We start from the raw sequence: 22,814 nt of genomic DNA, 5'->3' as shown, positions 1-22,814 counted from the left end.
CTCAGACTCCGGTGGCGTGCAGGCGGCGGATGAGGATCAGCAGGAACGGGGCGCCGAGCAGCGCGGTGATGATGCCGATGGGGATCTCCTGCGGGGCCAGCACGACGCGGGCCACCACGTCGGCCCAGACCAGCAGGATCGCGCCGAGCAGCGCGGCCACCGGCACCACGCGGGTGTGGGTGGCGCCGACGATCCGGCGGGCCAGGTGGGGTACGACGAGCCCGGCGAAGCCGATGCTGCCGGAGGCGGAGACGAGCACGCCGACGCCGAGCGAGACGACGATCAGCAACCGCATCCGGAACCGGTCGGGGGAGACACCGAGCGTGTGCGCGGTCTCGTCACCGACGGCGAGGGCGTCGAGCCGGCGGCCGCTGACGGTCAGGTAGGCGATGGTGCCGCCGATGACGAGCGCGGCCACCGCCAGCAGCGCGTCCCAGCGGGCCAGGCCGAGCGAGCCGAGCAGCCAGAACATCACCGAACGGGAGCCTTCGGCCGAGCCCGACGCGAAGATCAGGAAGCTGGTGAGGGCGTAGAGCGCGTAGCCGACGGCGACGCCGGAGAGCAGCAGGCGCATCGAGGTGACCCGGCCACCGCCGCGCGCGATCAGGAAGACGAGCAGCGACGCGGCGAGCGCGCCGAGGAAGGCGCTGGCCGACAGGGCGTACTGACCGAAGCCGGCACCGACCCCGAAGAGGATGGCCGCCGCGGCGCCGCTGGAGGCGCCCGAATTGATGCCCAGCAGATACGGGTCGGCGAGCACGTTGCGCACCATCGCCTGCAGCGCCACGCCGCAGGTGGCAAGACCGGAGCCGACGAGCATTCCCAGCAGCACGCGGGGAAGCCGCACCTGCCAGACGATGGCCTCCTGCGGCGGCGTCCAGGTGACGTCCGACGGGAAGCCGATCAGCCGGTGCCCCAGGATCTTGGCCACGGTCACCGGGCCGATCCCGATCGCGCCGGTGCCGACCGCGATCACCCCCGTGGCGATCAGCCCGGCGACCAGGCCCAGCACCCAGAGGGTCGTGCGGCGCCGTCGGGCGGTCAGCCCCAGCACATCGGCGGACACCACAAACCCCCACAGTTGGTTGTTGCCAAAGATGTGCAACAACCTAACAGCATGATCAGTGGCCGATGAAGGCAGTGGCCCCCAAGGTGGTTCATCGAATCGGCCGTTCGGCTGTTGTTTTCCGGCCGGCAACCGGGCCACCATCTGGAGCCACGTGACTCCGGAGTGTGGAGGTGGACGGATGGAGCGCCGCGTACCTCTGAACAGTCGCAGAATCGCCGGAGCGACCCTGACCGTCAGCACGATGGGCGGCTACAGCGTCACCCTCGACGGCACCGACATCGGCTACATCCACGCGGGCGTCAGCGACGACTGGCACGCCTACCGCCGCCGCCCCGGCCAGCCCGACGAATACCTGGGCCACTTCGCCATGGAGGAGGCGGTGGGCCGCATCACGATGCCGGGCCGCGACGAACGCCCGGGTCAGTAACCCGCTGCCGGCAAGCTCGCGGCGCTTCCCGCGCACGCCGACACGGGGTTCCGGATCGGCGACGGCCATCCCGGCACCCGGCCCTGGAGGCACGGCGCCGCCGGAGCGGCCCTCAGCAGCGGCCGACCGTCATGATCGTCACGTTGAGTGAGGGATGCTCGACGACGAGCATTGGCTGGTGATCTCTGAGTTGGTGGGTGACCTCATCGCCGGGGCCGTGGGCGGCGAGCTGGGGGAAGCGCTCGGACGGCTGCGGATCGGGCGGGCTCGGGCGGGCGTCGTGCGGGTTGAGGCGGCGCTCAAGAGACCGGGGCGCCGGTGGCGGCACGGCTATCTCGATCTCGGGGCGGACGGCCTCCGCACCTGGGTGCCACGGCTGGGGCGGCGGGTTCCGCTGGGTGAGCTTCGGGTCGGGCGGGAGCTGGGAATGACGCGGGCCGAGCGGCTGTGGTGGCTTGACCCGGAGTTGCGGGTGTTCGCGTACGGACGGATGAAGCTCGCCGTTTGGCCGGCGGATGTCAGGAAAGTCCGGGGCTGAGAACCACCAGCGGGGCGGGGTTCACAGGCCGAGCACGATCCGAGGTGAGCAGGGCGGTCAGTAGCGTGGCCAGGTGGCGGGGCGAGAACAGGTCGGGCCCGCGGAATCCGGCAATCTCGCCCTGAGGTTCGAAATGGGTGGTGCGGACCGGACCACCTGGGCTCCTCGGGGACGGCCGGGTGAGGCGTGACGAACCGGCACAGCAGGACGTGGCCGTTCTCGTCGAGGATGAGGGCGGCGGGCTGCGGTACGGCGGTTCGGCGGCACGGGCGCAGGGTAGCCGGCGGGCGACCGGTGATCACGGGAGGCGACACGCCGATCACAGCATCTGGTGTTGTCACTTTGCGGGTCCGCCCATATATGGTGTCTCACGCAGCTGGTTCGGCCGCGCCGTCACGGTGCGGCCGAGGCAAGAGGGAACCCGGTGTGAGTCCGGGACTGCCCCGCAGCGGTGAGTGGGAACGAAAGCCGTCACACAGCACTGGGCGCGAGCCTGGGAAGCGACGGCCGGTAGGAAGAAGCTGAGCGCCCACGAGTCCGAAGACCTGCCAGCGCGCCGCACGCCGTCCGGTGTGCGGCGGTCGAAGGCCGCGTGGGACGGCCGACGCCACCAGTCGGCCGTGCCGTGGCCGTCGGCGTCTCCCGCGTGCCTTCACCCAGGCGAGGGAGACATGGTGCGGGTACGCAAACGCGACGGCGATCGGGAAACGGTCGACGTCAGCAAGATCGTCAAGGCGGTCGAGCGCTGGTCCGGCGATCTCGACGAGGTCGACCCGTTACGGGTCGCCACGAAGACCATCAGCGGGTTGTACGACGGTGCCACCACCGCCGAACTCGACAAGCTCTCCATTCAGACGGCGGCCGAGCTGATCGGCGAGGAGCCGCAGTATTCGAAGCTGGCCGCGCGGCTGCTGGCCGCGTACGTGGACAAGGAAGTCCGCCTGCAGGGGGTCGCGAGCTTCTCCCAGTCCATCCGCTACGCCCATCAGCTGGGGCTGATCGGGGATGAGACGGCCGCTTTCGTACGGCGTAACGCCCGCAAGCTCGACGACGCGATCGACGGGGACGCGGACCGCCGATTCGAATACTTCGGGCTGCGTACCGTGGCCGATCGTTATCTGCTGCGGCATCCGCATTCCCGGGATGTCGTCGAGACGCCGCAGTATTGGCTGCTCCGGGTGGCCTGCGGTCTCTCCGGGAACGCCAACGAGGCGATCGGTTTCTACCGGCTCATGTCGTCGCTGGCCTACCTGCCGAGTTCGCCGACGCTGTTCAACTCCGGCACCCGGCACACGCAGATGTCGTCGTGTTTCCTGGTCGACTCCCCCAAGGACGAGCTCGACTCCATTTACGAGCGCTACCACCAGGTCGCGAAGCTGTCGAAGTTCTCCGGCGGCATCGGTGTCTCGTGGAGCCGGATCCGGGGCCGGGGCGCTCTGATCCGCGGCACCAACGGCAGATCCAACGGCATCGTCCCGTTCCTCAAGACGCTCGACGCCGGGGTCGCCGCGGTCAACCAGGGCGGCCGCCGTAAGGGCGCCGCGTGCGTCTATCTGGAGCCGTGGCATCCCGACGTCGAGGAATTCCTGGAACTGCGCGACAACACGGGTGAGGAGTCACGCCGTACCCACAACTTGAATCTGGCCAACTGGATCCCGGACGAGTTCATGCGCCGGGTCGAGGCCGACGGCGACTGGTCGCTGATCGACCCGTCCGACGCGCCGGAACTGCCCGACCTGTTCGGTGAGGCGTTCGACGAGGCGTACCGAAGGGCCGAGAAGAAGGCGGTGAAAACCGTCAAGGCCCGCGACCTGTACGGGCGGATGATGCGCACGCTCGCACAGACCGGCAACGGCTGGATGACGTTCAAGGACCCGTCGAACCGGCTGTCGAACCAGACCGGCGCGCCCGGCAACACCATTCACCTGTCGAATCTGTGCACCGAAATCCTCGAGGTCAACTCGGACGACGAGACCGCGGTCTGCAACCTCGGCTCGGTCAATCTCGGCGCGCACCTCGCCGGCGGTGGCGTCGATTGGGAGAAACTGCGCGAGACCGTGCGTACGGCAGTGGTCTTCCTGGACCGGGTCATCGACATCAACTATTACCCGTCGCCGCAGGCCGCCAGGTCGAATCCGCGGTGGCGGCCGGTCGGGCTCGGCTTGATGGGCCTGCAGGACGCTTTCTTCCAGCTGCGGCTGCCGTTCGACTCGGCCGAGGCCAGGGAGCTGTCCACCCGCGTACAGGAGGAGATCTTCCTGACCGCGCTGGAGTCGTCGGTGGCGCTGGCCGAGCGGTTCGGCCCGCATCCGGCGTATCCGGAAACGCGGGCGGCGAAGGGGGATCTGCATCACGAACTGTGGGGCGCCACTCCCGCCCAAGCCGATCGGTGGGCCGCCCTGAAGGCCCGGATCGGCGAGCACGGCCTGCGGAACTCGCTGATGATCGCGATCGCTCCGACCGCGACGATCGCGTCGATCGCCGGCTGTTACGAATGCGTCGAGCCGCAGGTGTCCAACCTGTTCAAGCGCGAGACGATGTCCGGCGAATTCCTTCAGATCAACTCCTATCTCGTGCGGGAACTGAAGGCCCGCGGCCTGTGGACCGCCCCGATCCGCGAGCGGATCAAACGGGCCGAGGGATCGGTGCGGGGAATCACCGAGCTGCCGGCCGAGGTGCGCGAGCTTTTCCGTACGGCGTGGGAACTTCCGCAGCGGGCCCTGATCGACCTGGCCGCCGCCCGCGCCCCGTACATCGACCAGTCGCAGTCGCTGAATCTCTTCATGAGCGCGCCGACCATCGGCAAGGTCTCGTCGATGTACCTCTACGCCTGGAAGACCGGCCTGAAGACCACGTACTACCTGCGCTCGCGACCGGCGACGCGCATTCAGCAGGCGACCGTGCCGGTGCTTTCCCCGGCCGAGGCCTGCTCCCTGGAGAACCCCGAGTCATGTGAGGCCTGCCAGTAATGCTGCTCGACCCCGGAATGGACCTGACCCTGCGGCCGATGAAGTACCCGCACTTCTTCGACCGGTTCAAGGACGCCATCAAGAACACCTGGACCGTCGAGGAGGTCGACCTGCACGGCGACCTCGCCGACCTGGCCAAGCTCTCGCCCGCCGAACGGCACCTCGTCTCGCGGCTGGTGGCCTTCTTCGCCACCGGCGACACCATCGTCGCCAACAACCTCGTGCTCAACCTCTACCAGCACGTCAATTCGCCGGAGGGGCGGCTCTACCTTTCCCGGCAGTTGTTCGAAGAGGCCGTGCACGTCCAGTTCTACCTGAACCTGCTCGACACCTATGTGCCCGACGAACGGGAGCGGTTCGAGGCGTTCGCGGCGGTCGAGAACATCCCGTCGATCGCGCGGAAGGCCGAGTTCTGCTTCAGGTGGATCGACTCCGTCCACGAGCTTCGTGAGCTGAAGTCGAGAGAGGACCGCCGCGCGTTCCTGCTCAACGTGATCTGCTTCGCGGCGTGCATCGAGGGGTTGTTCTTCTACGGCGCTTTCGCGTACGTGTATTTCCTGCGCTCCCGCGGCGTTCTGCCGGGCCTGGCCTCGGGGACGAACTGGGTCTTCCGCGACGAGTCGATGCACATGGCGTTCGCGTTCGACGTGGTCGACCAGGTACGGCGGGAGGAGCCGGACCTGTTCGACGCCGACATGGAGAAACAGGTCAGCGCGATGCTCGCCGAAGCCGTCGAATGCGAGGTGCAGTTCGCCGAGGACCTGCTCGACCAGGGCGTCTCCGGAATGTCGCCGGCCGACATGCGCGAATACCTGCAGCACGTGGCCGACCGGCGGCTGGCCGCGCTGGGCATCGCGCCCCGCTACGGCAGCGCGAATCCGTTCGCCTTCATGGAGTTGCAGGACGTCCAGGAGCTGTCGAACTTCTTCGAGCGCCGCGTCTCGGCGTACCAGGTCGGGGTGACCGGAAGCGTCAGCTTCGACGACGACTTCTGAGCTCCGGCACGACCAGTGGGGTTCCCGCCGCCGGGTCGGTGATGACGCGGGCGGGTACGCCGAACACCTTGTGGACCAGTGCGGCGTCGACCACCTCGGCCGGCGCCCCCTGGGCGATCACGGCGCCGTCGCGCATGGCGACGATGTCGTGGGCGTAGCGGCAGGCCATGTTGAGGTCGTGCAGCACGGCGACGACGGTGCGGCCGGCCGCGTTGAGGTCGGCGAGCAGGTCGAGCACTTCGAGCTGGTGGGCGAGGTCGAGGAAGGTGGTCGGCTCGTCGAGCAGCAGCAGATCGGTCTCCTGGGCCAGCACGAGGGCGATCCAGACCCGCTGGCGCTGGCCGCCGGAGAGCTCGTCGACCGGCCGGTGTTCGAGGTCGGCGACCCCGGTGGCGGCCAGCGCGGCGGCCACGGCGTCCTCGTCGCGCGCGGACCACTGGCGCAGCCACCGCTGGTGGGGATGGCGGCCGCGCGCGACCAGATCGCCGACGCTGATGCCGTCGGGGGCGACCGGCTGCTGCGGCAGCACGCCGACGCGGGCCGCGACCTCCCGCGTCGGCAGCTGGTGGATGTCGGCCCCGTCCAGAAGCACGGCCCCGGCCGACGGCCGCAACAGCCGGGCCAGACCGCGCAGCAGCGTCGACTTGCCGCAGGCGTTCGGCCCGACGATCGCGGTGATCCGCCCCGGCGCCACCGTGAGATCGAGTCCGGTGGCGACCGGGCGGCCCTCGTAGCCGAGGCCGAGCCCGGCCGCGCGCAGTTCAGTCATCCGGTTCTCCCGATGCGGTTCGCTCCGGCCAGCAGCCAGATGAGGAAGGGGGCGCCGAGTACCGTCGTCAGCACGCCCACGGGCAGCTCGGCCGGGGCGAGGACCCGGCGGGCGGCCAGGTCGGCCAGGGAGAGCAGGGCGGCGCCCACCGCGGCCGACGGGAGCAGGGCCAGCCCGCGCTCGCGGACCAGGCGGCGGGCGATCTGTGGTGCGGCCAGCGCGACGAAGGCGATCGGGCCGGCCGCCGCGGTCGCCACCGCGGCCAGGGCCACGGCCGTGAGCAGCAGCGCGGCGCGGGCCCGTTCGGCTCGCACGCCCAGGGCCAGCGCCAGGTCGTCGCCCAGTTCCAGGGCGCGCAGGGGCGCGGCCAGCCCCAGGGCCACCGGAAGCAGCAGCACCACCGCGGCCACGACCGGCGCGACCTGTCCCCAGGACCGGCCGGCCAGGCTGCCGGTCAGCCAGATGGACGCCTGCTCGGCGGTGTAGATGTTCGCGGTGTTGAGCAGGTAGGCGGTCACCGAGGTGAGCATGGCGGTGACGCCGATGCCGACCAGCACGAGCCGGTAGCCGGTGACCCCGCGGCGCCTCGACAGCAGGTAGATGGCGGCCGCGGTGGCCGCCGCCCCGGCCAGCGCGCCTACCGCCACGGTTTGCGGGCCGGCGGCCAGGACGACGATGAGGAACACCGCGACCGCGGCCGCCCCGGCGTTGATGCCGATGATGTCCGGGCTGGCCAGCGGGTTGCGGACGACCCGCTGCACGATCGCCCCGGACAGCCCGAACGCCGCCCCGACGGCGATCGCGCCGAGCGCGCGGGGCAGGCGCAACTCGAGGACGACGTACGCGCTGCGCCGGGTCGCGCCGTCGCCGCCGGCCAGCACGGTGAGCACGTCGGACAGCGGCATCGGATAGTCGCCTCTGGTCAGCGAGACGAGCAGCGCGCCCAGCCCCACCAGCAACGCGACCACGGTGACCACGACCGCCCTCCGGTCGGCGTGGCGCTTCACAGCTCGGCCAGCTTGCGACGGCGTACCAGAGCCACGAAGAACGGCGCCCCGGCGATGGCGGTGACGATGCCGGCCTGGAGCTCCTGCGGCCGTGCCACCACGCGGCCGAGCACGTCGGCCGTCAGCAGGACGATCGGGGCGAGGACGGCCGCGTACGGCAGCAGCCACCGATGCCCGGGTCCGGCCAGGGCCCGCGCCATGTGCGGCACGGTCAGGCCGACGAACGCGATCGGCCCGGCCAGGGCCACCGCCGTGCCGGTGAGCAACACGGCGGCCAGTGCGGCCGTGGCCCGGCCCACCATCAGGCCCTGCCCGAGCGAGCGGGCCATGTCGTCGCCGAGGGCCAGCGCGTCCAGCGCCCGCGCCGACAGCACGGCCAGCGCCGCGCCCACCGCCAGGAACGGCAGCGCGGTCCGGATCACCGCCGCGTCGGCCGAGGTGAGGGCGCCCACCGACCAGTACCGGTAGGCGTTGAAGGTGTTGATGTCGAGCAGCGTGAGCGCGGTGGTCAGGCCGCCCAGGAACGCGGTCGCGGCCGCCCCGGCGAGGGCCAGCTTGACCGGCGTGGCCCCGTCCCGTCCGTACGAGGCCAGGGTATGGACCCCCAGGCCGGCCAGCGCGGCGCCGGCGAAGGAGAACCAGACCCAGCCGCCGAAGCTGTGCACGCCGAAGAGGGTGATGCCCAGGACCACGGTCAGCGCCGCGCCGGCGTTCACCCCCAGCACCTCGGGACCGGCCAGCGCGTTGCGGGTCAGCCCCTGCAGCAGCACGCCGGAGACGCCGAGCGCGGCCCCGGCGAGCAGGCCGACCAGGGTGCGCGGCACCCGCAGGTACTCCACGATCCGCTGCACGTCCGAGCCGTCCGGGTGCAGCCAGGTGCCGAGCGCCGCCCGTACGCCGATGGTCTGGTTGCCGAGCAGCACCGAACCGGTCGTGGCCGCCGCCAGCACGGCGACGGCCACGACCAGGCCCACGGCGCGCCGGCTCAGAACTTCTCCGGGTGCAGGAGCTTGGCCAGATTCGCGACGGCGTCGGCGTTGCGGACGCCCGGGGTGACCTCGGCGAACGTGACCGCGTAGATCCGGCCGGCGCGGACCGCCGGCACGTTGGCCAGCGCGGGATCTTTCTTGAGCCCGTCGATGACGTCCTGTGCCCCGGACGGTCCGACATCGGCGCCGCAGCAGGCGGGGACGACGATCACGTCGGGCTCGCGCCGGATCAGCTCCTCGGTGCCGACCCGGGTGAGCCGGCCCGGCACGTCGTCGAAGGCCTGGGTGCCGCCGGCCTTCTCGATGATGGTGGTGGCGACGTCCCCGGTGCCGAAGACCCGCAGTTCGCCGCCGCCGGGCCGGTTGAGCATGGCGACCCGCGGCCGGGTCACGCCGGTGAGCTTGCTCTCGGTGTCGGCGACGGTCTTCTTCATCTTCGCGACCAGCTCCTGGGCCTCGGCTGTCTTGCCGAGCACCTGGCCGAGGCCGGTGAGGTCGCCGTAGACGCTGTCGAGGGAGACGTCGTTGGCGGCCAGGTCCTTCTGGTCCTTGCCGTCGGCCGACGGGCAGTACTGCGAGAACAGGTACGACCCCATGCCGATTTTGTTCAGTTCGGCCCGGGTGCCGAGGCCCTCGGGGGTGAAGGCGCCGGTGAAGCCGGAGACGACGAAGTCCGGGTCGAGCCGCAGCACCTCTTCGCGGCTCGGGTACTCCTCGGGGTAGTAGGCCGGCGTGAACCGCGCGGCGTACTCGGGGAGCAGCGGATTGTCGAGGTAGGCGGCGCCGACCACCTTGTCGCCGGCGCCGAGCGCGTACACCGCCTCGATGGCGTTGTGGAAGGCGGCGAAGATCCGCGCCGGCGGTGTGCCGGTGGGCACGGCGATCCCGCAGTTCGTGATCGACGCCTCGGTGGGCGGCTTGTCCGAGGCCTCGGACGCGCCGCCACAGCCGGCGAGAAGACCCACTGCCAGAACGGCAGCGAGCCAGGACACAGGGGACCGTACGGCGCGTACGCGCATCGGGACCGCCTTCCAGCACCTCGTGGACGGGTCGTTGCGGTGCCGTGGCCGGTCTCCTGGCTGACGGGATGATGCGCCGGCGGCCGGCCTTCCCAGGCGGTTACGCCCAGTGACCTCACGGTGGCTCCGGCATCCCGTTCACAGTGGCGAGGGCCGCGCCGGTCTCACACCGGCTTCCCGAGCACCACGGCCCGACCACCATAGCCGCCGCACCCCGTCATGATCATCCGGGGCGGCGGCCCGGGGCCGGGATCACCGAGAGGTCCAGCACCGGCGGAATCTCGGCCACACCCGGCCCGCCGGCCTCGACCCAGGCGACCAGGTCGGCCTCGACCGCGTCGCTGAGGACCAGGCCGAACCACACCGGCGCGGCGCCACTCCGCCGGGCGGCGGGCGTGGGGTGCACCACCATCACGTTCGCCTCGTCGCACACGTCGAGGCACCGGCTGGTCCGTACGCGATGGGCCGGCGCCAGCGCCGACCGCAACCGGTCCAGCTGGGCGTCGTGGTCGACCGACGGGTGCTTGAGCGCGTTGCCGCAGCAGCAGTCCCGGCAGACGGTCAGGGTGCATCCTCGCATCCGGACACGGTAGCCGCGGTCAGGCACGGGCCGCCGACCGGTGCTTACCGGCGACGAAGAACCAGGTAGCGGTGCCGGCGAGGGCCACGCCCAAGGCGGCGAGACCGATCAGGACGCCGGCGGGAACGCCGCCTCCGGAGCCGGCCGGCGGGGTGGCGGTGGTGGCCGCCGCCGGGGGCAGCGCGGGGTCGTCGACGGTGAAGACGTACGAGCCCTGGACCGTGTGACCGTCGACCGACACCACCCGGTAGGCGACCGTGTAGGTGCCGTTGCCCAACGGCTCGCGCGGGACGATCGTGCCCTTCGCCGTGTCGACGGCGGGGATGGAGGCGGCGATCTGGCGGCGGGCCGCGTCGCTGAGGGCGATAGTGGTGAACGACGGGTTGAGGCGCTGGCTGAACTCCAGGGTGATCGCCTCGGGGGCCTTCGCCAGCACGGCCTCCCTGGCCGGGCTCGTGGCGACCAGCTGGGTGTGCGCCCACGCTGGCGTGCCGGGCAGCAGTACCGCCACCAGCGCCGCGAGCCCGAGCAGAACCTTTCCGAGGTACGTCATGTGAGCACTTCCTCGCCGATCCAGCCGTCCTCGGCGCAGCCGGGTGGCACGGCGAAGACCGCCGAGCCGATCGGGGTGATCCATTCGTTGAGCAGGTCCTTCTCGGCCAGGCGCTGCTGGATGGGCACGTACTGCCGCTCGATGTCGCCCTGGTACGAGGCGAAGATCAGCCCGCTGTCGGGGTGCCCGGCCGCGTTCGGGGCGGCGTCGTAGTTGTACGGCCGGCGCAGGATCTTCAGCGCCGGGTCGGTGACGTGGGCCCGGGTCACGTGGGCGAAGTCCGGCATGACGGGCAGGCCGGTGGTGTCGAGCGCGGCGAAGTCGGGCTCGTCGTGTTCCCTCGTCCCGGTGAACGGCGCCCCGCTGACCATCCGGCGGCCGACCGCGTTCTCCTTGTCGCCGACGCTGAGCAGATCCCACTTCTCGATCTCGGCCCGGATCCGGCGCACGACCAGCGTGGTGCTGCCGTCCGGCCGCCACACCGCCGTGTCCCTCGCGGCCCCGGCCGGGTTGGCCGTGCCGTCCAGCTGGCCGAGCACGTTGCGCTGGGTGAAGCCCGGTTGCTGCACGCCGTACGCGCGCCGGAAGCCGATCTGCGCCCACCGGACCGCCCCGAACGGCCGGGCGTCCTTGACGAGCATGCGCTGGGCGTGCGCGACGGTGAGCGGGTCGTCGGCGCAGATCTGCAGCAGCAGGTCCCCGCCCGACCACCGCGCCTCCAGCCGGTCGATCGGGAACGCCGGCAGATCCTTGACCGGCGACGGCAGCCCGGCCGCCCGGTACAGGCCCGGCCCGAAGCCGAACGTGACGGTCAGCCGGGCCGGCAGCACGGCCAGCTGGGCGTCGGTGTCGCCCAGGGCCGGCTCCCCCGCGGTGAGCCGGCGGGCGTCGTCCGAGAGCAGCCGCATCATCCGGCCCAGCGCCCGCCGGTCGGTGCCGGCGGGCAGGGTGAGGGCGACGAACGAGGCGTGCGCCGGCGGCTCGGTGGTCACGCCGGCCTGGCGTACGCCGTGGAAGGCAACGACGTCCGAAGCCGCGACCGCTGACGCTTCCTCCCGGGTCGCGAGGAAGCCCGCGGCGGCGCCGGCCCCGGCCAGCGCGCCGCCGGCGAGCAGGTAGCGGCGGCGGAGCCTCACATGCCCGCCATCGACGGCGCGGCGCTGGGGGCGTAGCTCTCCCCCGCGCCGGTGAACGGCTTGGCCACCGCGCTGAACTGGACCGTGCCGCCGTCGCCGAGGGTGAGGGTGAACCGGAGCTCGTCGCCGGGCTTGATCGGCGCCGACGGGTCCATGATCATCAGGTGGTCGCCGCCGGGCGAGAGCTCGTGGGTGCCGCCGGCCTTGATGACGAAGCCGCCCTCCTTGGGCCGCATCACCATCTTCCCGTCCTGCATGGCCATCTCGTGCAGCTCCATCGGCGAGACGGAGGTGGCCGCCTTGACCACCGTCACGTCCTTGCCGGTGCCGTTCACCAGGGTGCCGAAGGCGGCGGTCATGCCCTTGTCCACGGCCTTCACCCAGGGGTCCCGGACCGTGAGGGAGCCCTCCTCAGTGGACTTGGCGGCGGACTGGGAACCGCAACCGGCCAGAGCGGCGACGACGAGAGCGAGAGCGAACGACCGACGAGCGATGGTATACATCGTTATCTTCCTGTTTGAGGGGCTTTGCGGACTTAGTCGGACGCCGAGCCGCGAAAGTTCCCGCCGTCCTTGGCCGACGCGGCGGCCAGGAAAGCGTTGTAGCGGGCCAGGTCGTCCTGTTCGCCCGAGGCGTCGGCCCGGTCGGCCGCCCGGTCCAGGCGAACCTGCTCCCGCTCGTCGCTACGGATCCACTGCCGGACCAGCAGCAGCATGATGACGGCGGCCGGCAGCTCACCGAACGCCCAGGCCAGCCCGGCGCCGAGCCGCTGGTCGGCCAGCAACGACGAGGCCCAGGACGGGTGGACGGCGCTGTACCAGTCCAGGCCGATGACGGTCGTCGCCTGCAGCAGCACGAAACCGAAGAACGCGTGCGACACCATCGCCAGGAAATGCACCAGCGTGAGCAGCGCCGGGTGCACGCGCCGGCGTCCCGGGTCGACACCGATCAGCACCCAGAACAGCAGATAGCCGGCCAGCACGAAGTGGGCCAGCATGGCCAGGTGACCCAGGTGGTAGCGCATCAGGGTGCCCAGCAGCCCGCTGAAGTACAGCCCGTACAGGCTCGCGACGTAGATCGCCAGCGCCACGACCGGGTGAGTGAGAAGGCGCGTGTACCGGCTGTGCAGCGCGATCAGCAGCCACTCCCGCGCGCCGCGGACCTGCGGATCGGACGGCTTGCGCAGCGCGCGCAGGGCCAGCGTGACCGGCGCGCCGCCGACCAGCAGGATCGGCACCACCATCGAGAGCACCATGTGCTGGACCATGTGCACGCTGAACAGGACGTACGAGTACCGGACGACCCCGAGGCCGGTGATCGCCGCCAGCACCACCATGCCGCCGGTCCAGCTCGCCGTGCGGCTGACCGGCCACGCGTGCCCGGCTCGGCGCAGCCGCAGCACCCCGGCCAGGTAGAAGAAGACCCCGGCGACCGCGATCGTCAGGAAGAACATGTCCGGCAGCGGGTTGCCGAGCATCCGCAGCGCGGTCGCCGGCGCCGGCATCCCGAAGCCCAGCAGCTCGACCAGCGGATCCGGCTCCACCACGGCCTCGGGCGCCGGTGACCGCGACAGCGCCACGGCCAGGCCCACCGCCGCACCGAGCACGGCCAGCTCCCCCACCGCCAGCCGCGGGAACGCGCCCGGCTTCCCGTCGGCCAGCGCCGGCAGCGTCCGGACACGGTGCCGCGCGCCGATCAGGCCCACCACGACCAGGGCCAGGACCTTCAGCAGCACGAGGACGCCGTACCGGGTGGTCCACAGCGGCGACAGGCCGCCGAGGCGCACGGCCGCGTTCGCCACGCCGCTGACGCCCGTCGCCACGAAGCAGGCGAGAGCGAGCCGGCTGTACCTCGACGCGGTCTCGGCGAAGCGGCGGACCCGGCGGACCACCAGCAGCCCCACGAGACCGCCGATCCACAGCGAGGCCGCCAGCACGTGCAAGGCCAGGCTGGTCACCGCGATCTGGTGGTTGCCGGCCGAGGCGGCGTGCCCGGTGAACGCCGGCGGCAGCAGCGCGATCGAGGCCACCACCGCTGTCGTGAAGGCGAGCCCGCGGGACACCCCGGCCCGGCTCAGCACCACGACGGCCAGCGCCAGCGCCGCCTGCAGCAGCAGCGCCTGGCCCTGGCCGATCGAGAAGGCGAAGCTGGCGACGGCGTGCGCGCTGAGCCGGCCCACCGGAACCGCCAGCACGTCCGACACGGTCAGCACGACCAGGGCGAGCGAGGCGGCCGCCCAGCCGAGGGCGAGCCCGGCGGCCCGCCGCAGCAGCAGCCAGCCGTGCGCGGCCACGCTGGGGCCGTCGCCGGGCAGCAGGAACGCCGCGGTGACAGTGATTCCGGCCACCAGGACGCCGAGGACGTCCGCCGTGAAGGTGACCACCGGCAGGGCCCACTCGGTGAACGGACCCGGGCGGGGAATGCCCACCAGTACCGAATCGTCCACCGCCCCACCGAACAGCAGGGCGCCTACCAGCACAAACAGGGCCGGCCCGAGAATCAGCGGAACCACCCGAACATCCGTACGCACACAAGATTGTCGTGGTCGGCGGTCTTTCGGTTCCCGGGAACTTCGGCGGCGGTCTGGACGACCTCGTCTACAGTTCGGGGTCGTCGAAGGAGAGCGGTGAGGCATGGCTGACGAGGCTTCGAAGACCGGCACCGGCCGGGCCTGCCTGCGCCGTGCGAGCGGCGGCCGGTCGCCGGTGGTGCTGCGGCATCGCGGACACGGGCTGACCGTCGACGCCCGGCGCCGGGGCGGTGACCGAGCCCGGTCGCTGCGCGGCGTGATCATCGGCATGACGCTCGCGGTGATCGCCTGGATCGCCGCCGCCGTGGTGCTCTTCGCCGGCGTCCCCATGGCGCACGCCGCCGACGCGAGCCCCTGCCCGGCCCGCAAGTCGCTGGTCGCCTCGGACGGCGAGAAGACCCTGCGCGTGCGGCCCGAGACGGCCACGCTGTTCCACCTCTGCGTCGACGAGGGGACCGAGGCCGTACGCCGGTGGTCGGTCACCGCGACCGACGCCGCCGGCCGCCGCGTGCCCGTCGCCGTGCAGCCGCTGGGCGACCGCCTGGCCATCGCCACCGCGCCGCTGACCGGCGACAGCGCCACCCTCACCGTTCGGGCCGACCTCGAGACCGGCGCCGCTAGCTTCGAGGTGCCGCTGCGCCTGCGGTGAGCCACTCCCCGGCCGGCGTGCGCACGGCCAGGCCGACCACCTCGTCGCCGGCTCGTTCGACCCGCACGACGGGGCATCCGTCGGTCGCCCGATGCCAGCCGCCGGACTCGCTGTCGTGCACGGCCGAGTGCCGGCAGTGCTCCTCGTCCACGTACCCCCAGGCCATCAGCAGATCCCGGCCGCCGAACGTGTAGCGGCCGACGGTCGCCACCCGCTCACCGTCGGCGCGCCGGTAGAACTCGGCGGACAGGCCCGGCACCGGCACACCCTCGAAGGGCGCGTCGGCGACGGTGCGGTGCAATCGGTACTCGGAAAGGTCGGGCAGCAAGTCGATCTCCTCATCGGCGTGGACCGGCCATTGGTCGCCCCGCGGGCGCCGGCGGTTCCCGGAGTCATCCGTGCGGGCGACCCGGGAACTTTTCCCGCACCCGGAGCGACTTCATCGGTGTGACCCCCTCCGAGGAGCACGCGAACGCGCTGACCCGGCTCGCCCGCGACGCCGCGCGTGGCGACCGGTCGGCGCTGACCGACCTGATCCGCGCGACCCAGGGCGACGTGATGCGTTTCCTCCATCCGCTGGCCTCCCCGGGCGAGGTGGAGGACCTGACCCAGGAGACCTACTTGCGGGCCGTACGGGCGTTGCCCGGCTTCGCCGGTCGTTCGTCGGTACGCACGTGGCTGTTCGCGATCGCCCGGCGGGTTGCGGCCGACCAGGTCCGGTACGCGACCCGGCGGCCCCGGGCGGCGGCCCTGCCGGACTGGCAGAGCCACGCCGAGATCGCCGACCCGCACGGCCGGTCCCGGTTCGAGGAGCATCACGCGCTGACCGACCTCCTGCGCGGGCTCGACGGCGACCGCCGCGACGCGTTCCTGATGACGCAGATCGCCGGGCTGTCGTACGCGGAAGCGGCGGAGGTCTGCGGCTGCCCGGTCGGCACGATCCGCTCCCGGGTGGCCCGGGCCCGCGAGGATCTGGTCACCGCGATGCGGGACCTCGGCCCCGGCCGGAGCGTGGCCGCGGGCTGAGAAGGATCGGCGGGAACCAATCGGCGGTGGGCGGCGACCAACGCTGCGAGTGCCACCCCGACGACTGTGACGGAGAACAGATGTCCACCGCCGCGCCGCCTTCACGCCCCGCCTCATCGTTCGGTCCGCTGCTGCTGCGCCTGCACTTCTACGCCGGCATCCTCGTCGCGCCCTTCCTCCTGGTCGCCGCGCTGACCGGTCTCGCGTACGTCTTCTCACCCCAGATCGACCGCGTCGTCTACGCGGACGAGCTGGTCGCCGACGACCCGGGCGGCGCCACCAAGCCGATGGCCGAGCAGATCGCGGCGGCCCGGGCGGCGGTGCCGGACGGCACGCTCATCTCGCTGCGCCCGGGCGAGGGCACGGCCACCACGCAGGTCGACTTCGCGCTGCCCACACTGGACGAGGAGCACGCGCGGACCGCGTACGTGAACCCGTACACCGGCGAGGTCACCGGGCAGCTGACGACGTGGTTCTCCTACACGCCGACCCGGACGTGGCTCGACGACATGCACCGCAACCTGCACCTCGGGGTGGCCGGCCGGCACTACTCGGAGCTGGCGGCGAGCTGGCTGGCCGTCATCGTGCTCGGCGGCCTGCTGCTGTGGTGGCGGCGGCAGCGCGGTCACCGTACGGCCCGCAAGCTCCTGGCCCCTGACCTGTCGGCGAGCAAGGGCGTGCGCCGGACCCGAGGCTGGCACGCGGCCACCGGGGTGTGGCTCTCGATCGGCCTGCTGCTCCTCTCGGTCACGGGCCTGACCTGGTCGCGCTACGCCGGCGGCAACTTCGGCGAGGCCCTGGACGCGATGAACGGCAGCCGTCCCTCGGTGAGCACCGACCTCACCGGCGCCGCGCCCGCGGCCTCCGGCGGCCACCACAGCAGCGGCGGCGCCTCCGGCCCGTCGACGGCCGACCCGGACGCGATCGACCGGGTGCTGACGACCGCCCGCGACAACGGCCTGGACGGACCGGTCGAGGTGATCGTGCCGGCCGACGGCGCCGCGGCCTGGCAGGTGAGCCAGGACGACAGCCGGTGGCCGGTCCGCGCGGACAGCGTCGCCGTGGACGCCGCCACGGGCGAGGTGACCGACCGGGTGGACTTCGCCGACTGGCCGCTGTTGGCCAAGCTGACCTCATGGGGCGTGAACGCCCACATGGGACTGCTGTTCGGGCTGCCCAACCAGATCCTGCTGGCCGCCCTCGCGATCGGCCTGCTCTGCGTGATCGTCTGGGGCTACCGCATGTGGTGGCAGCGCCGCCCCACCCGGGCCGACCGCCGCGCGCCCGTGGGCGCGCCGCCGGCCGCCCGCGGAGCGTGGCAGCGGATCCCCTCGTGGGGCATCGTCGTGGGCGTGCCGGTGGTCATCGCCCTGGGCTGGGTGGTGCCGCTGTTCGGCATCCCCCTGGCCGCGTTCCTGCTCGTCGACGTCGCCGTCGGCGCCCTGCGGAGCCGCCGCGGCAAGACGCCACCGGTACCGGTCTCCCCGGCCCCCGCGGGCGCCGAGACCCCGGCGACGTCGTCGGCGGGCGGTGGCTGACTCTCACCCGTACTGTTGATGGTGTGCTGTTCATCTTCGGAATTCGTAGCAAGGACACCATCCTCGGGTCGCGGCTCGGCCGGTGTGAGGTCTGCGGCGCCACGGCGGCGCAGACCCTGATCCGGCGTACGTCGAAGTTCAGCCTCTTCTTCGTCCCGCTGTTCCCGGTCCGCCCGGCCCGCCACTTCGTGGCCTGCACCAACTGCGGCCGGTTCCGCGGCGCCGCCCGCGAGGAGCTGGTCGCGGCTTGAACCCCTGATGCACGATCGTCGCCATGCTGATGTCGATCGTGGTGGCGCAGGTGCCGGCCGTCTGGGACGTCGAGGCCAACCTGGCCACTGTGCGGGACGTCCTGGGCGAGACACAGCCCGGCGACGTGGTCGTCTTCCCCGAGGGGCTGCTGTCCGGCTACGGCGAGGATCTGACGCCGCTGGACACGCTGGACCCGGCGGCCGTGACCGGCGCCGTGACCCACGTGGCGCGGCTGGCCGCGGAGAAGCGGGTGTCCGTCTTCTGCGGCGCGCTGCTGCCGGCCGGCGGCGACTGGTACAACGCCGGGCTGTTCTTCTCGGGGGACGGCGGCGCTCCCGCGGTCTACCGGAAGATCAACCTGGCCATGAACGAACGTGGCCCGCTGCGGGCCGGCGACGACCTGCCGACGTACGGGATTCCGCAGCCGCACGGCACGGTCACCGCCGGAGTACAGCTGTGCCGGGAAATCCGGTTCCCCGAGCAGTGGCAACACCTCGCCGCCGCCGGCGCCCAGCTGTTCGTCTACCTCACCAACGCCGCGAACCCCCGGGAACCCGACGGGGTCTGGCGCAGCCACCTGGTGAGCCGGGCCGCCGAGAACCAGCGCCACCTCGTCTCGGCCAACATCCCCGGCCCGGCCCAGCACTGCCCGAGCATGGTGGTGTCCCCTCGCGGCGAAGTGCTCGCCGAACTCCCCGCCGGCCGGCCCGGCCTGCTCCGGCAGACGATCGACCTGTCCCGCACCGCCGACTGGTACCTCGGTCAGCGCCGCCAGGACGTGGTGTCGCTGACCTACCACCGCGGCCTCTACGCTCCGGGCTGAACCGGTATCCCCGGACCGCCGGCGCTGGGTACGGTGACGGCATGACGGACAGGTCGCGTCCCCTGCTGCGCACCCTGGTCGGCCGGGTGTTGCGCCGCCACCGGCTGGACCAGGAGCGGACGCTGGCCGAGGTGGCCCGCGACGCCGCCGTCTCGGTGCAGTACCTGTCCGAGGTGGAGCGCGGCCGCAAGGAGCCCAGCTCCGAGATCCTGGCCGCCGTCTGCGACGCGCTCCGGATCGAGCTGTCCGACCTGCTGGCCGAGGTGGGACGCGAGCTCGCCGAGCACCGCGCCCCGGTCCTCCGCCTGCGCCCGGTCGCACCGGTCGCCCCCGTCCTGCGCCCGGTGCGCCGGCCCACAGCGCCACCACACCGCTCCGGCGACGTCATGCTCCTCGCGGCCTGATCAGCTGGCTGCCTCCAGCGCGTCGTGGCCGGCGCGCGTGGACGCGCCCGCTTCGGCCCGGCGGGCGGCGGTCAGCTGGCCGCTGACAACCGGTACGCGCGCTCGGGGCGGCTGGTGATCACTCGGTCGGCCAGGCCGTAGGCGACCGCGCCGGCGGCGGACAGCGTCATGCTGCGGTCGGTGTCGGCTCGGATCTTCTCGACGGAATGGCCGGTGTGCCGCCCCAGGATCGCGTCCATCTCGGCTCGCACCCGGGCCACCTCCTTGGCCTCCACCGCCAGGTCGGGCAGGGTGCCCCGGGCCTGGCTCGACGGCTGGTGCAGGGTCACCTTGGCGTGCGGCAGGACCGAGCGCCGCCCGGGCGTGCCCGCCGCCAGCAGCGCCGCCGCGGCCGAGGCGGCCTGGCCGACGCAGATGGTGGCGATGTCACACCGTACGAAATGCATGGTGTCGTAAATCGCGGTCAGGGCGCTGAACGAGCCACCCGGCGAGTTGATGTAGAGGCCGATCTCCTGCTCGCCGGCCGACTCCAGGTGGATCAGCTGGGCGATCACCACGTTGGCCACGCCGTCGTCGATCTCGGTGCCCAGGAAGATGATCCGGTCCGACAGCAGGCGCGAGTAGATGTCGTACGCCCGCTCGCCGTTCGGGGTCTTCTCGACGACCGTGGGAATCGTGTACTGGCTCATGCGCTCAACCCCATCGGCTGACGGGACAGGGCCGGCCGTACGTCGTCGACGCTGTCCAGAATGTGGTCGATGAGCCCGTACTCGAGCGCCTCCTGGGCGGTGAACCAGCGGTCGCGACGGCTGTCCCGCTCGACCGTCTCGATCGGCTGCCCGGTGTGCTCGGCCGTGAGCCGCAGCAGCGTCGTGCCGACCCGCTCCAGCTGCTCGGCGTAGATCTCGACGTCGGCCGCCGTGCCACCGAACCCGGCCGACCCCTGATGCATCAGCACCTGCGCGTGCGGCAGGGCGAACCGCTTGCCCGGCGTACCCGCGGTCAGCAGGAACTGCCCCATGCTGCCGGCCAGCCCCAGCGCCAGGGTGCTGACGTCGTTCGGGATGAGCCGCATGGTGTCGAAGATGGCCAGCCCCGCGCTGACCGACCCACCCGGCGAGTTGATGTACAGACTGATGACGCTTCGCGGATCCTCGGCGGACAACAGCAGCAGCTGCCCGCACAGGCGGTTGGCGATCTGGTCGTCGACCTCGGACCCCAGCACGATGATGCGCTGATGCAGCAGCCTCGCGGCCACCTGATCGTCGATGGACCCCGCGGTCCACGGCGCCACCCCGGCGTCGGCTCTCATGTTCTTCTCCCAGCTCTCGTCGTCGCTGGTTCCACCATGGGAGCCGCCGGCCCGGCGCACCAAGCCGATCTGCCGTTAGCAGACGAATCAGCCGTGGCGCCGCAGCGACCGCCAGACCTCCTGCGCCCAGCCGAGATCGGCCGCGTCGTCGTACATGCAGGTGACGGCGGCGACGCTGGAGGCGGTGGCCGCGTAGCCGTACAACTCGAACTGCTCCCGCCCCCGCACCGCCGCCGTCAGCCAGAAGGCGTACCGGGCCACGTCGCCGTCCCGCTCCGAGACCTCACCCGCGGGCTCCGGCGCACCCTTCGTGAACCGCGCGATGGCCGCCTCCGGGGTCGTGCCGTCGCGCAGGTCGAACACCTCCACGTGCACGGTCCGGCCGGGCCCGGCGAACATCAGGACGCCGTCCGCGACCCGCGGCTTGAGCCCGGCGCTGCGCTCGATCGACCATTCGCCGGTGACGGCCTGCCGGACCGGCGCCGGCAGCGCGTGCCCGATCCGGCTGAGCACGTCGTCGCGGTCCCACTGTTCGGTGAGGACCCGCGACAGCAGAGTGCCGCCGGCCCCGGCCAGGTACGGCAACGTGCCCTCGTCGCGGACCTCGGCCCGCGCCGCCTCCCCCAGCATCTCCGGCCACGGCCGGACGGCGTTGGCCACCGTGCCGTTCAGGACCAGATCGGCGTACGCCGGTGCGCTCCACACGGCGTTCGCGTGGCGCAGCTGGTCGTCGTCGACCTTCAGCCACACCGAGTAGGTCACGCTGCCGCCGCCGGTCAGGCGGACGGGCATGAGACAGCGCACGAAGCCGCCCACCCCCTCGAGCCGCTGAAGGTCGCTGTTGCCCCAGACCTTCGCCTGCTGCTCCGCCGACAGGTCGAGCAGTGCGTCCGGCACCCCCGACCGCACATCGAGATCAAGCGCGTCGAGCGGCGCCCCACAACACGAACACCCAGCAAGATGATCAAGCACGGACGTCAGGATACGTACCCGCGGAAGACCTCCCGGCCCGGCGGCCGCCACGCCGCCGGGACCGGCGCGTTGTCCATGTCGGGCTCGGCGAGGGGAGAACGACACCGCTGGCCGACTTCGGTGTGGCTCGGCGTCTCGGGAAAGCCGCGGGACGAAGTGTCCTGGACGACCTGACCGCCGCCGAGCGCAACGTCCTGATCACCAAGTCCGGCAAGTGCGACGTGGAAGCGGCGCCGCTGGACACCCTCGCACTCCCGGCCGGGCAGGGGCGCCTCGTGGAGAGCTTCTACTGGGCGCTGGCGGACGTTCGCGCCGAGCACGCGCTCCGGCTGAGCGCGGCCTACGCCAAGTGCATGGCCGCCGCCGGTACGCCGGCCGAGAGCCTGGGCGACGCCCGGCAGCGGGTCGAGCGAAGGTTCGCGACGGCCGGCCCGGCCGGTGGGGCGGCGTGGAAGAGGCTTCCGCGTACGAGGTGAGCAGCGCCGCCGCCGACGGAAAGCGCTATCCCCGATGCGGTGACCTCATCGACTGTGGTTGACTTCTGCGGCTTGTCGTCAGCGTGGAGAAAGCACGGGGCTATGCGGTACTTGGTTGTTGGTCTGGCGGTGGTGCTCGGGCTGTCCGCCTGCGCGGCGCCGAAGGATGAGGTGCCCCGGCCCGAGGTGGCGCCCAGCGTCTCGCTGCCGGCCGATCCGAAGGCGGCTCTTGCCGTGGGCAGCGGGAAGGCCGGGACGCAGTCGGTGCGGGTCGGGTATCGGTTCACCGGGAGTCCCACGTACGAGGTGAAGTACACCGCTGTGGTCGACGCGGCCGGGACCACGTGGGAGGCGACCGGGGACAGCTGGGTGCTGCGGCGCGTCCGCGATGACGTCTGGGTCAAGGTGACCAAGCCGGACGAGCTCGGCGCGGTTCCCGAGAGTCAGATCAACACGTGGGTCAAGGCGCCACTGAACTATCTGGACCAGACCTCGTTCAAGGGTGGCTTCCCGTGGAACGCGCCGCGCACCGCGGCCGAGACCGGCACCGGGATCACCGCGGCCGGTGACCGGACGTACACGGGCCGGCTGCGGGACGAGTCGTTCACCCTGAGCCTCGACGAGGCCGGGCGGTTCACGCGGGCCACGGCCGGGGATTTCCTGGAGATGACCTTCTCCGATTTCGGTACGCCGGTGGCCGTCGAACCGCCGCCGGCGGGCGAGGTCTCCCCCGGCCCGCCGGTGTTCCTTCCGGCTCACGTCGGCATCATGTGAGAAACGG

General features: G+C 72.0%; 26 protein-coding genes and 2 riboswitches. Of the genes, 12 read left to right on the top strand and 14 right to left on the bottom strand.

What is annotated here, in order from left to right:
* Position 1 precedes the first annotated feature (1 nt).
* A complete protein-coding gene (locus ACGFJ7_RS22625; protein WP_360258762.1) occupies positions 2–1,108 on the bottom strand; it encodes an iron ABC transporter permease in 1,107 nt (368 codons plus the stop codon).
* A 139-nt stretch (positions 1,109–1,247) separates the two neighbouring features.
* On the opposite strand from ACGFJ7_RS22625, the gene ACGFJ7_RS22620 reads away from it, so the two are divergent.
* The 4 genes from ACGFJ7_RS22620 to ACGFJ7_RS22605 all read left to right on the top strand — a co-directional run bounded on the left by ACGFJ7_RS22620 (position 1,248) and on the right by ACGFJ7_RS22605 (position 5,998).
* Complete coding sequence (locus ACGFJ7_RS22620; protein ID WP_360258765.1) at positions 1,248–1,496, top strand: hypothetical protein; 249 nt, start codon at positions 1,248–1,250, stop codon at positions 1,494–1,496.
* 154 nt (positions 1,497–1,650) lie between these two features.
* Positions 1,651–2,034, top strand: coding sequence for a hypothetical protein (locus ACGFJ7_RS22615; protein ID WP_392643584.1), 384 nt, complete (start codon positions 1,651–1,653; stop codon positions 2,032–2,034).
* A gap of 360 nt (positions 2,035–2,394) precedes the next feature.
* A riboswitch (cobalamin riboswitch) is annotated at positions 2,395–2,602 on the top strand.
* A gap of 103 nt (positions 2,603–2,705) precedes the next feature.
* A complete protein-coding gene (locus tag ACGFJ7_RS22610; protein WP_392643582.1) occupies positions 2,706–5,003 on the top strand; it encodes a ribonucleoside-diphosphate reductase subunit alpha in 2,298 nt (765 codons plus the stop codon).
* Positions 5,003–5,998 carry a ribonucleotide-diphosphate reductase subunit beta gene (locus tag ACGFJ7_RS22605; protein WP_360258774.1) on the top strand — a complete coding sequence of 332 codons (996 nt, stop codon included), beginning with the start codon at positions 5,003–5,005 and terminating at the stop codon, positions 5,996–5,998. The genes ACGFJ7_RS22610 and ACGFJ7_RS22605 overlap by 1 nt, the downstream gene beginning before the upstream one ends.
* Here the strand turns inward: ACGFJ7_RS22605 and ACGFJ7_RS22600 are convergent.
* From ACGFJ7_RS22600 to ACGFJ7_RS22560, 9 genes are all read right to left on the bottom strand, one after another.
* The gene (locus ACGFJ7_RS22600) at positions 5,976–6,767 is read right to left on the bottom strand and encodes an ABC transporter ATP-binding protein (RefSeq protein ID WP_360258777.1); all 792 of its coding nucleotides are present in this window, start codon (positions 6,765–6,767) and stop codon (positions 5,976–5,978) included. The genes ACGFJ7_RS22605 and ACGFJ7_RS22600 overlap by 23 nt on opposite strands.
* Positions 6,764–7,774: a FecCD family ABC transporter permease gene (locus ACGFJ7_RS22595; RefSeq protein WP_392643580.1), complete on the bottom strand. Its 1,011-nt coding sequence runs from the start codon at positions 7,772–7,774 to the stop codon at positions 6,764–6,766. Before ACGFJ7_RS22595 ends, ACGFJ7_RS22600 begins: the two co-directional genes overlap by 4 nt.
* Entirely contained in the window at positions 7,771–8,748 is a 978-nt protein-coding gene (locus ACGFJ7_RS22590; RefSeq protein ID WP_392643578.1) for a FecCD family ABC transporter permease, read from the bottom strand. Before ACGFJ7_RS22590 ends, ACGFJ7_RS22595 begins: the two co-directional genes overlap by 4 nt.
* A gap of 11 nt (positions 8,749–8,759) precedes the next feature.
* Positions 8,760–9,728, bottom strand: a complete 969-nt coding sequence (locus ACGFJ7_RS22585; RefSeq protein WP_392643577.1) for an ABC transporter substrate-binding protein — start codon at positions 9,726–9,728, stop codon at positions 8,760–8,762.
* Positions 9,729–9,810: 82 nt separating this feature from the next.
* A riboswitch (cobalamin riboswitch) is annotated at positions 9,811–9,986 on the bottom strand.
* A 19-nt stretch (positions 9,987–10,005) separates the two neighbouring features.
* Positions 10,006–10,347 (bottom strand): hypothetical protein, encoded by a 342-nt coding sequence (locus ACGFJ7_RS22580; RefSeq protein ID WP_360258947.1) that lies wholly within the window; start codon positions 10,345–10,347, stop codon positions 10,006–10,008.
* A gap of 34 nt (positions 10,348–10,381) precedes the next feature.
* The gene (locus ACGFJ7_RS22575) at positions 10,382–10,915 is read right to left on the bottom strand and encodes a copper resistance protein CopC (protein WP_392643575.1); all 534 of its coding nucleotides are present in this window, start codon (positions 10,913–10,915) and stop codon (positions 10,382–10,384) included.
* Positions 10,912–12,051: a Dyp-type peroxidase gene (locus ACGFJ7_RS22570; RefSeq protein WP_392643573.1), complete on the bottom strand. Its 1,140-nt coding sequence runs from the start codon at positions 12,049–12,051 to the stop codon at positions 10,912–10,914. The genes ACGFJ7_RS22575 and ACGFJ7_RS22570 overlap by 4 nt, the downstream gene beginning before the upstream one ends.
* Positions 12,048–12,554, bottom strand: a complete 507-nt coding sequence (locus tag ACGFJ7_RS22565; RefSeq protein WP_360258795.1) for a copper chaperone PCu(A)C — start codon at positions 12,552–12,554, stop codon at positions 12,048–12,050. Before ACGFJ7_RS22565 ends, ACGFJ7_RS22570 begins: the two co-directional genes overlap by 4 nt.
* A gap of 32 nt (positions 12,555–12,586) precedes the next feature.
* A complete protein-coding gene (locus ACGFJ7_RS22560; RefSeq protein ID WP_392643571.1) occupies positions 12,587–14,563 on the bottom strand; it encodes a cytochrome c oxidase assembly protein in 1,977 nt (658 codons plus the stop codon).
* Between the two features lie 121 nt (positions 14,564–14,684).
* Here ACGFJ7_RS22560 and ACGFJ7_RS22555 point away from each other — a divergent pair, with 121 nt between their 5' ends.
* Positions 14,685–15,230 carry a hypothetical protein gene (locus tag ACGFJ7_RS22555; RefSeq protein ID WP_392643570.1) on the top strand — a complete coding sequence of 182 codons (546 nt, stop codon included), beginning with the start codon at positions 14,685–14,687 and terminating at the stop codon, positions 15,228–15,230.
* On the opposite strand, the gene ACGFJ7_RS22550 is transcribed toward ACGFJ7_RS22555, so the two are convergent.
* Complete coding sequence (locus ACGFJ7_RS22550; protein WP_360258804.1) at positions 15,199–15,558, bottom strand: hypothetical protein; 360 nt, start codon at positions 15,556–15,558, stop codon at positions 15,199–15,201. The genes ACGFJ7_RS22555 and ACGFJ7_RS22550 overlap by 32 nt on opposite strands.
* Positions 15,559–15,677: 119 nt before the next feature.
* Here ACGFJ7_RS22550 and ACGFJ7_RS22545 point away from each other — a divergent pair, with 119 nt between their 5' ends.
* From ACGFJ7_RS22545 to ACGFJ7_RS22525, 5 genes are all read left to right on the top strand, one after another.
* Entirely contained in the window at positions 15,678–16,256 is a 579-nt protein-coding gene (locus tag ACGFJ7_RS22545) for a sigma-70 family RNA polymerase sigma factor (RefSeq protein ID WP_392643568.1), read from the top strand.
* A gap of 80 nt (positions 16,257–16,336) precedes the next feature.
* Positions 16,337–17,794 (top strand): PepSY-associated TM helix domain-containing protein, encoded by a 1,458-nt coding sequence (locus ACGFJ7_RS22540; RefSeq protein ID WP_392643567.1) that lies wholly within the window; start codon positions 16,337–16,339, stop codon positions 17,792–17,794.
* A gap of 23 nt (positions 17,795–17,817) precedes the next feature.
* Complete coding sequence (locus tag ACGFJ7_RS22535; RefSeq protein WP_360258813.1) at positions 17,818–18,045, top strand: zinc-ribbon domain-containing protein; 228 nt, start codon at positions 17,818–17,820, stop codon at positions 18,043–18,045.
* Positions 18,046–18,068: 23 nt separating this feature from the next.
* Positions 18,069–18,869 (top strand): carbon-nitrogen hydrolase family protein, encoded by an 801-nt coding sequence (locus tag ACGFJ7_RS22530; RefSeq protein WP_392643564.1) that lies wholly within the window; start codon positions 18,069–18,071, stop codon positions 18,867–18,869.
* Positions 18,870–18,910: 41 nt separating this feature from the next.
* The gene (locus ACGFJ7_RS22525) at positions 18,911–19,273 is read left to right on the top strand and encodes a helix-turn-helix domain-containing protein (protein WP_392643562.1); all 363 of its coding nucleotides are present in this window, start codon (positions 18,911–18,913) and stop codon (positions 19,271–19,273) included.
* A 71-nt stretch (positions 19,274–19,344) separates the two neighbouring features.
* On the opposite strand, the gene ACGFJ7_RS22520 is transcribed toward ACGFJ7_RS22525, so the two are convergent.
* From ACGFJ7_RS22520 to ACGFJ7_RS22510, 3 genes are all read right to left on the bottom strand, one after another.
* Positions 19,345–19,962, bottom strand: a complete 618-nt coding sequence (locus ACGFJ7_RS22520) for an ATP-dependent Clp protease proteolytic subunit (protein ID WP_360258819.1) — start codon at positions 19,960–19,962, stop codon at positions 19,345–19,347.
* Positions 19,959–20,585 (bottom strand): ATP-dependent Clp protease proteolytic subunit, encoded by a 627-nt coding sequence (locus ACGFJ7_RS22515; protein ID WP_360258822.1) that lies wholly within the window; start codon positions 20,583–20,585, stop codon positions 19,959–19,961. The genes ACGFJ7_RS22520 and ACGFJ7_RS22515 overlap by 4 nt, the downstream gene beginning before the upstream one ends.
* A gap of 87 nt (positions 20,586–20,672) precedes the next feature.
* Positions 20,673–21,557 carry a DUF2199 domain-containing protein gene (locus tag ACGFJ7_RS22510; RefSeq protein WP_392643560.1) on the bottom strand — a complete coding sequence of 295 codons (885 nt, stop codon included), beginning with the start codon at positions 21,555–21,557 and terminating at the stop codon, positions 20,673–20,675.
* Between the two features lie 122 nt (positions 21,558–21,679).
* Between ACGFJ7_RS22510 and ACGFJ7_RS22505 the strand changes: the two genes are divergently transcribed.
* On the top strand, positions 21,680–22,033 hold the full coding sequence (locus tag ACGFJ7_RS22505; RefSeq protein WP_392643558.1) for a hypothetical protein: 354 nt from the start codon (positions 21,680–21,682) through the stop codon (positions 22,031–22,033).
* Between the two features lie 102 nt (positions 22,034–22,135).
* Positions 22,136–22,807, top strand: a complete 672-nt coding sequence (locus ACGFJ7_RS22500; protein ID WP_392643556.1) for a hypothetical protein — start codon at positions 22,136–22,138, stop codon at positions 22,805–22,807.
* Positions 22,808–22,814 lie beyond the last annotated feature (7 nt).

The sequence above is a fragment of the Actinoplanes sp. NPDC048988 genome (assembly GCF_043197815.1).
In the GTDB taxonomy this organism is placed as follows: Bacteria; Actinomycetota; Actinomycetes; order Mycobacteriales; family Micromonosporaceae; genus Actinoplanes.
This window is presented reverse-complemented; position numbering and strand designations above follow the sequence as displayed.

Excerpts from the sequence above, each read along its gene's own strand:
- ACGFJ7_RS22620 (WP_360258765.1), top strand. The coding sequence starts at position 1,248 with ATGGAGCGCCGCGTACCTCTGAACAGTCGCAGAATCGCCGGAGCGACC.
- ACGFJ7_RS22615 (WP_392643584.1), top strand. The coding sequence starts at position 1,651 with ATGCTCGACGACGAGCATTGGCTGGTGATCTCTGAGTTGGTGGGTGAC.
- ACGFJ7_RS22610 (WP_392643582.1), top strand. The coding sequence starts at position 2,706 with ATGGTGCGGGTACGCAAACGCGACGGCGATCGGGAAACGGTCGACGTC.
- ACGFJ7_RS22605 (WP_360258774.1), top strand. The coding sequence starts at position 5,003 with ATGCTGCTCGACCCCGGAATGGACCTGACCCTGCGGCCGATGAAGTAC.
- ACGFJ7_RS22600 (WP_360258777.1), bottom strand. The coding sequence starts at position 6,767 with ATGACTGAACTGCGCGCGGCCGGGCTCGGCCTCGGCTACGAGGGCCGC.
- ACGFJ7_RS22575 (WP_392643575.1), bottom strand. The coding sequence starts at position 10,915 with ATGACGTACCTCGGAAAGGTTCTGCTCGGGCTCGCGGCGCTGGTGGCG.
- ACGFJ7_RS22565 (WP_360258795.1), bottom strand. The coding sequence starts at position 12,554 with ATGTATACCATCGCTCGTCGGTCGTTCGCTCTCGCTCTCGTCGTCGCC.
- ACGFJ7_RS22555 (WP_392643570.1), top strand. The coding sequence starts at position 14,685 with ATGGCTGACGAGGCTTCGAAGACCGGCACCGGCCGGGCCTGCCTGCGC.
- ACGFJ7_RS22540 (WP_392643567.1), top strand. The coding sequence starts at position 16,337 with ATGTCCACCGCCGCGCCGCCTTCACGCCCCGCCTCATCGTTCGGTCCG.
- ACGFJ7_RS22530 (WP_392643564.1), top strand. The coding sequence starts at position 18,069 with ATGCTGATGTCGATCGTGGTGGCGCAGGTGCCGGCCGTCTGGGACGTC.
- ACGFJ7_RS22525 (WP_392643562.1), top strand. The coding sequence starts at position 18,911 with ATGACGGACAGGTCGCGTCCCCTGCTGCGCACCCTGGTCGGCCGGGTG.
- ACGFJ7_RS22520 (WP_360258819.1), bottom strand. The coding sequence starts at position 19,962 with ATGAGCCAGTACACGATTCCCACGGTCGTCGAGAAGACCCCGAACGGC.
- ACGFJ7_RS22515 (WP_360258822.1), bottom strand. The coding sequence starts at position 20,585 with ATGAGAGCCGACGCCGGGGTGGCGCCGTGGACCGCGGGGTCCATCGAC.
- ACGFJ7_RS22500 (WP_392643556.1), top strand. The coding sequence starts at position 22,136 with ATGCGGTACTTGGTTGTTGGTCTGGCGGTGGTGCTCGGGCTGTCCGCC.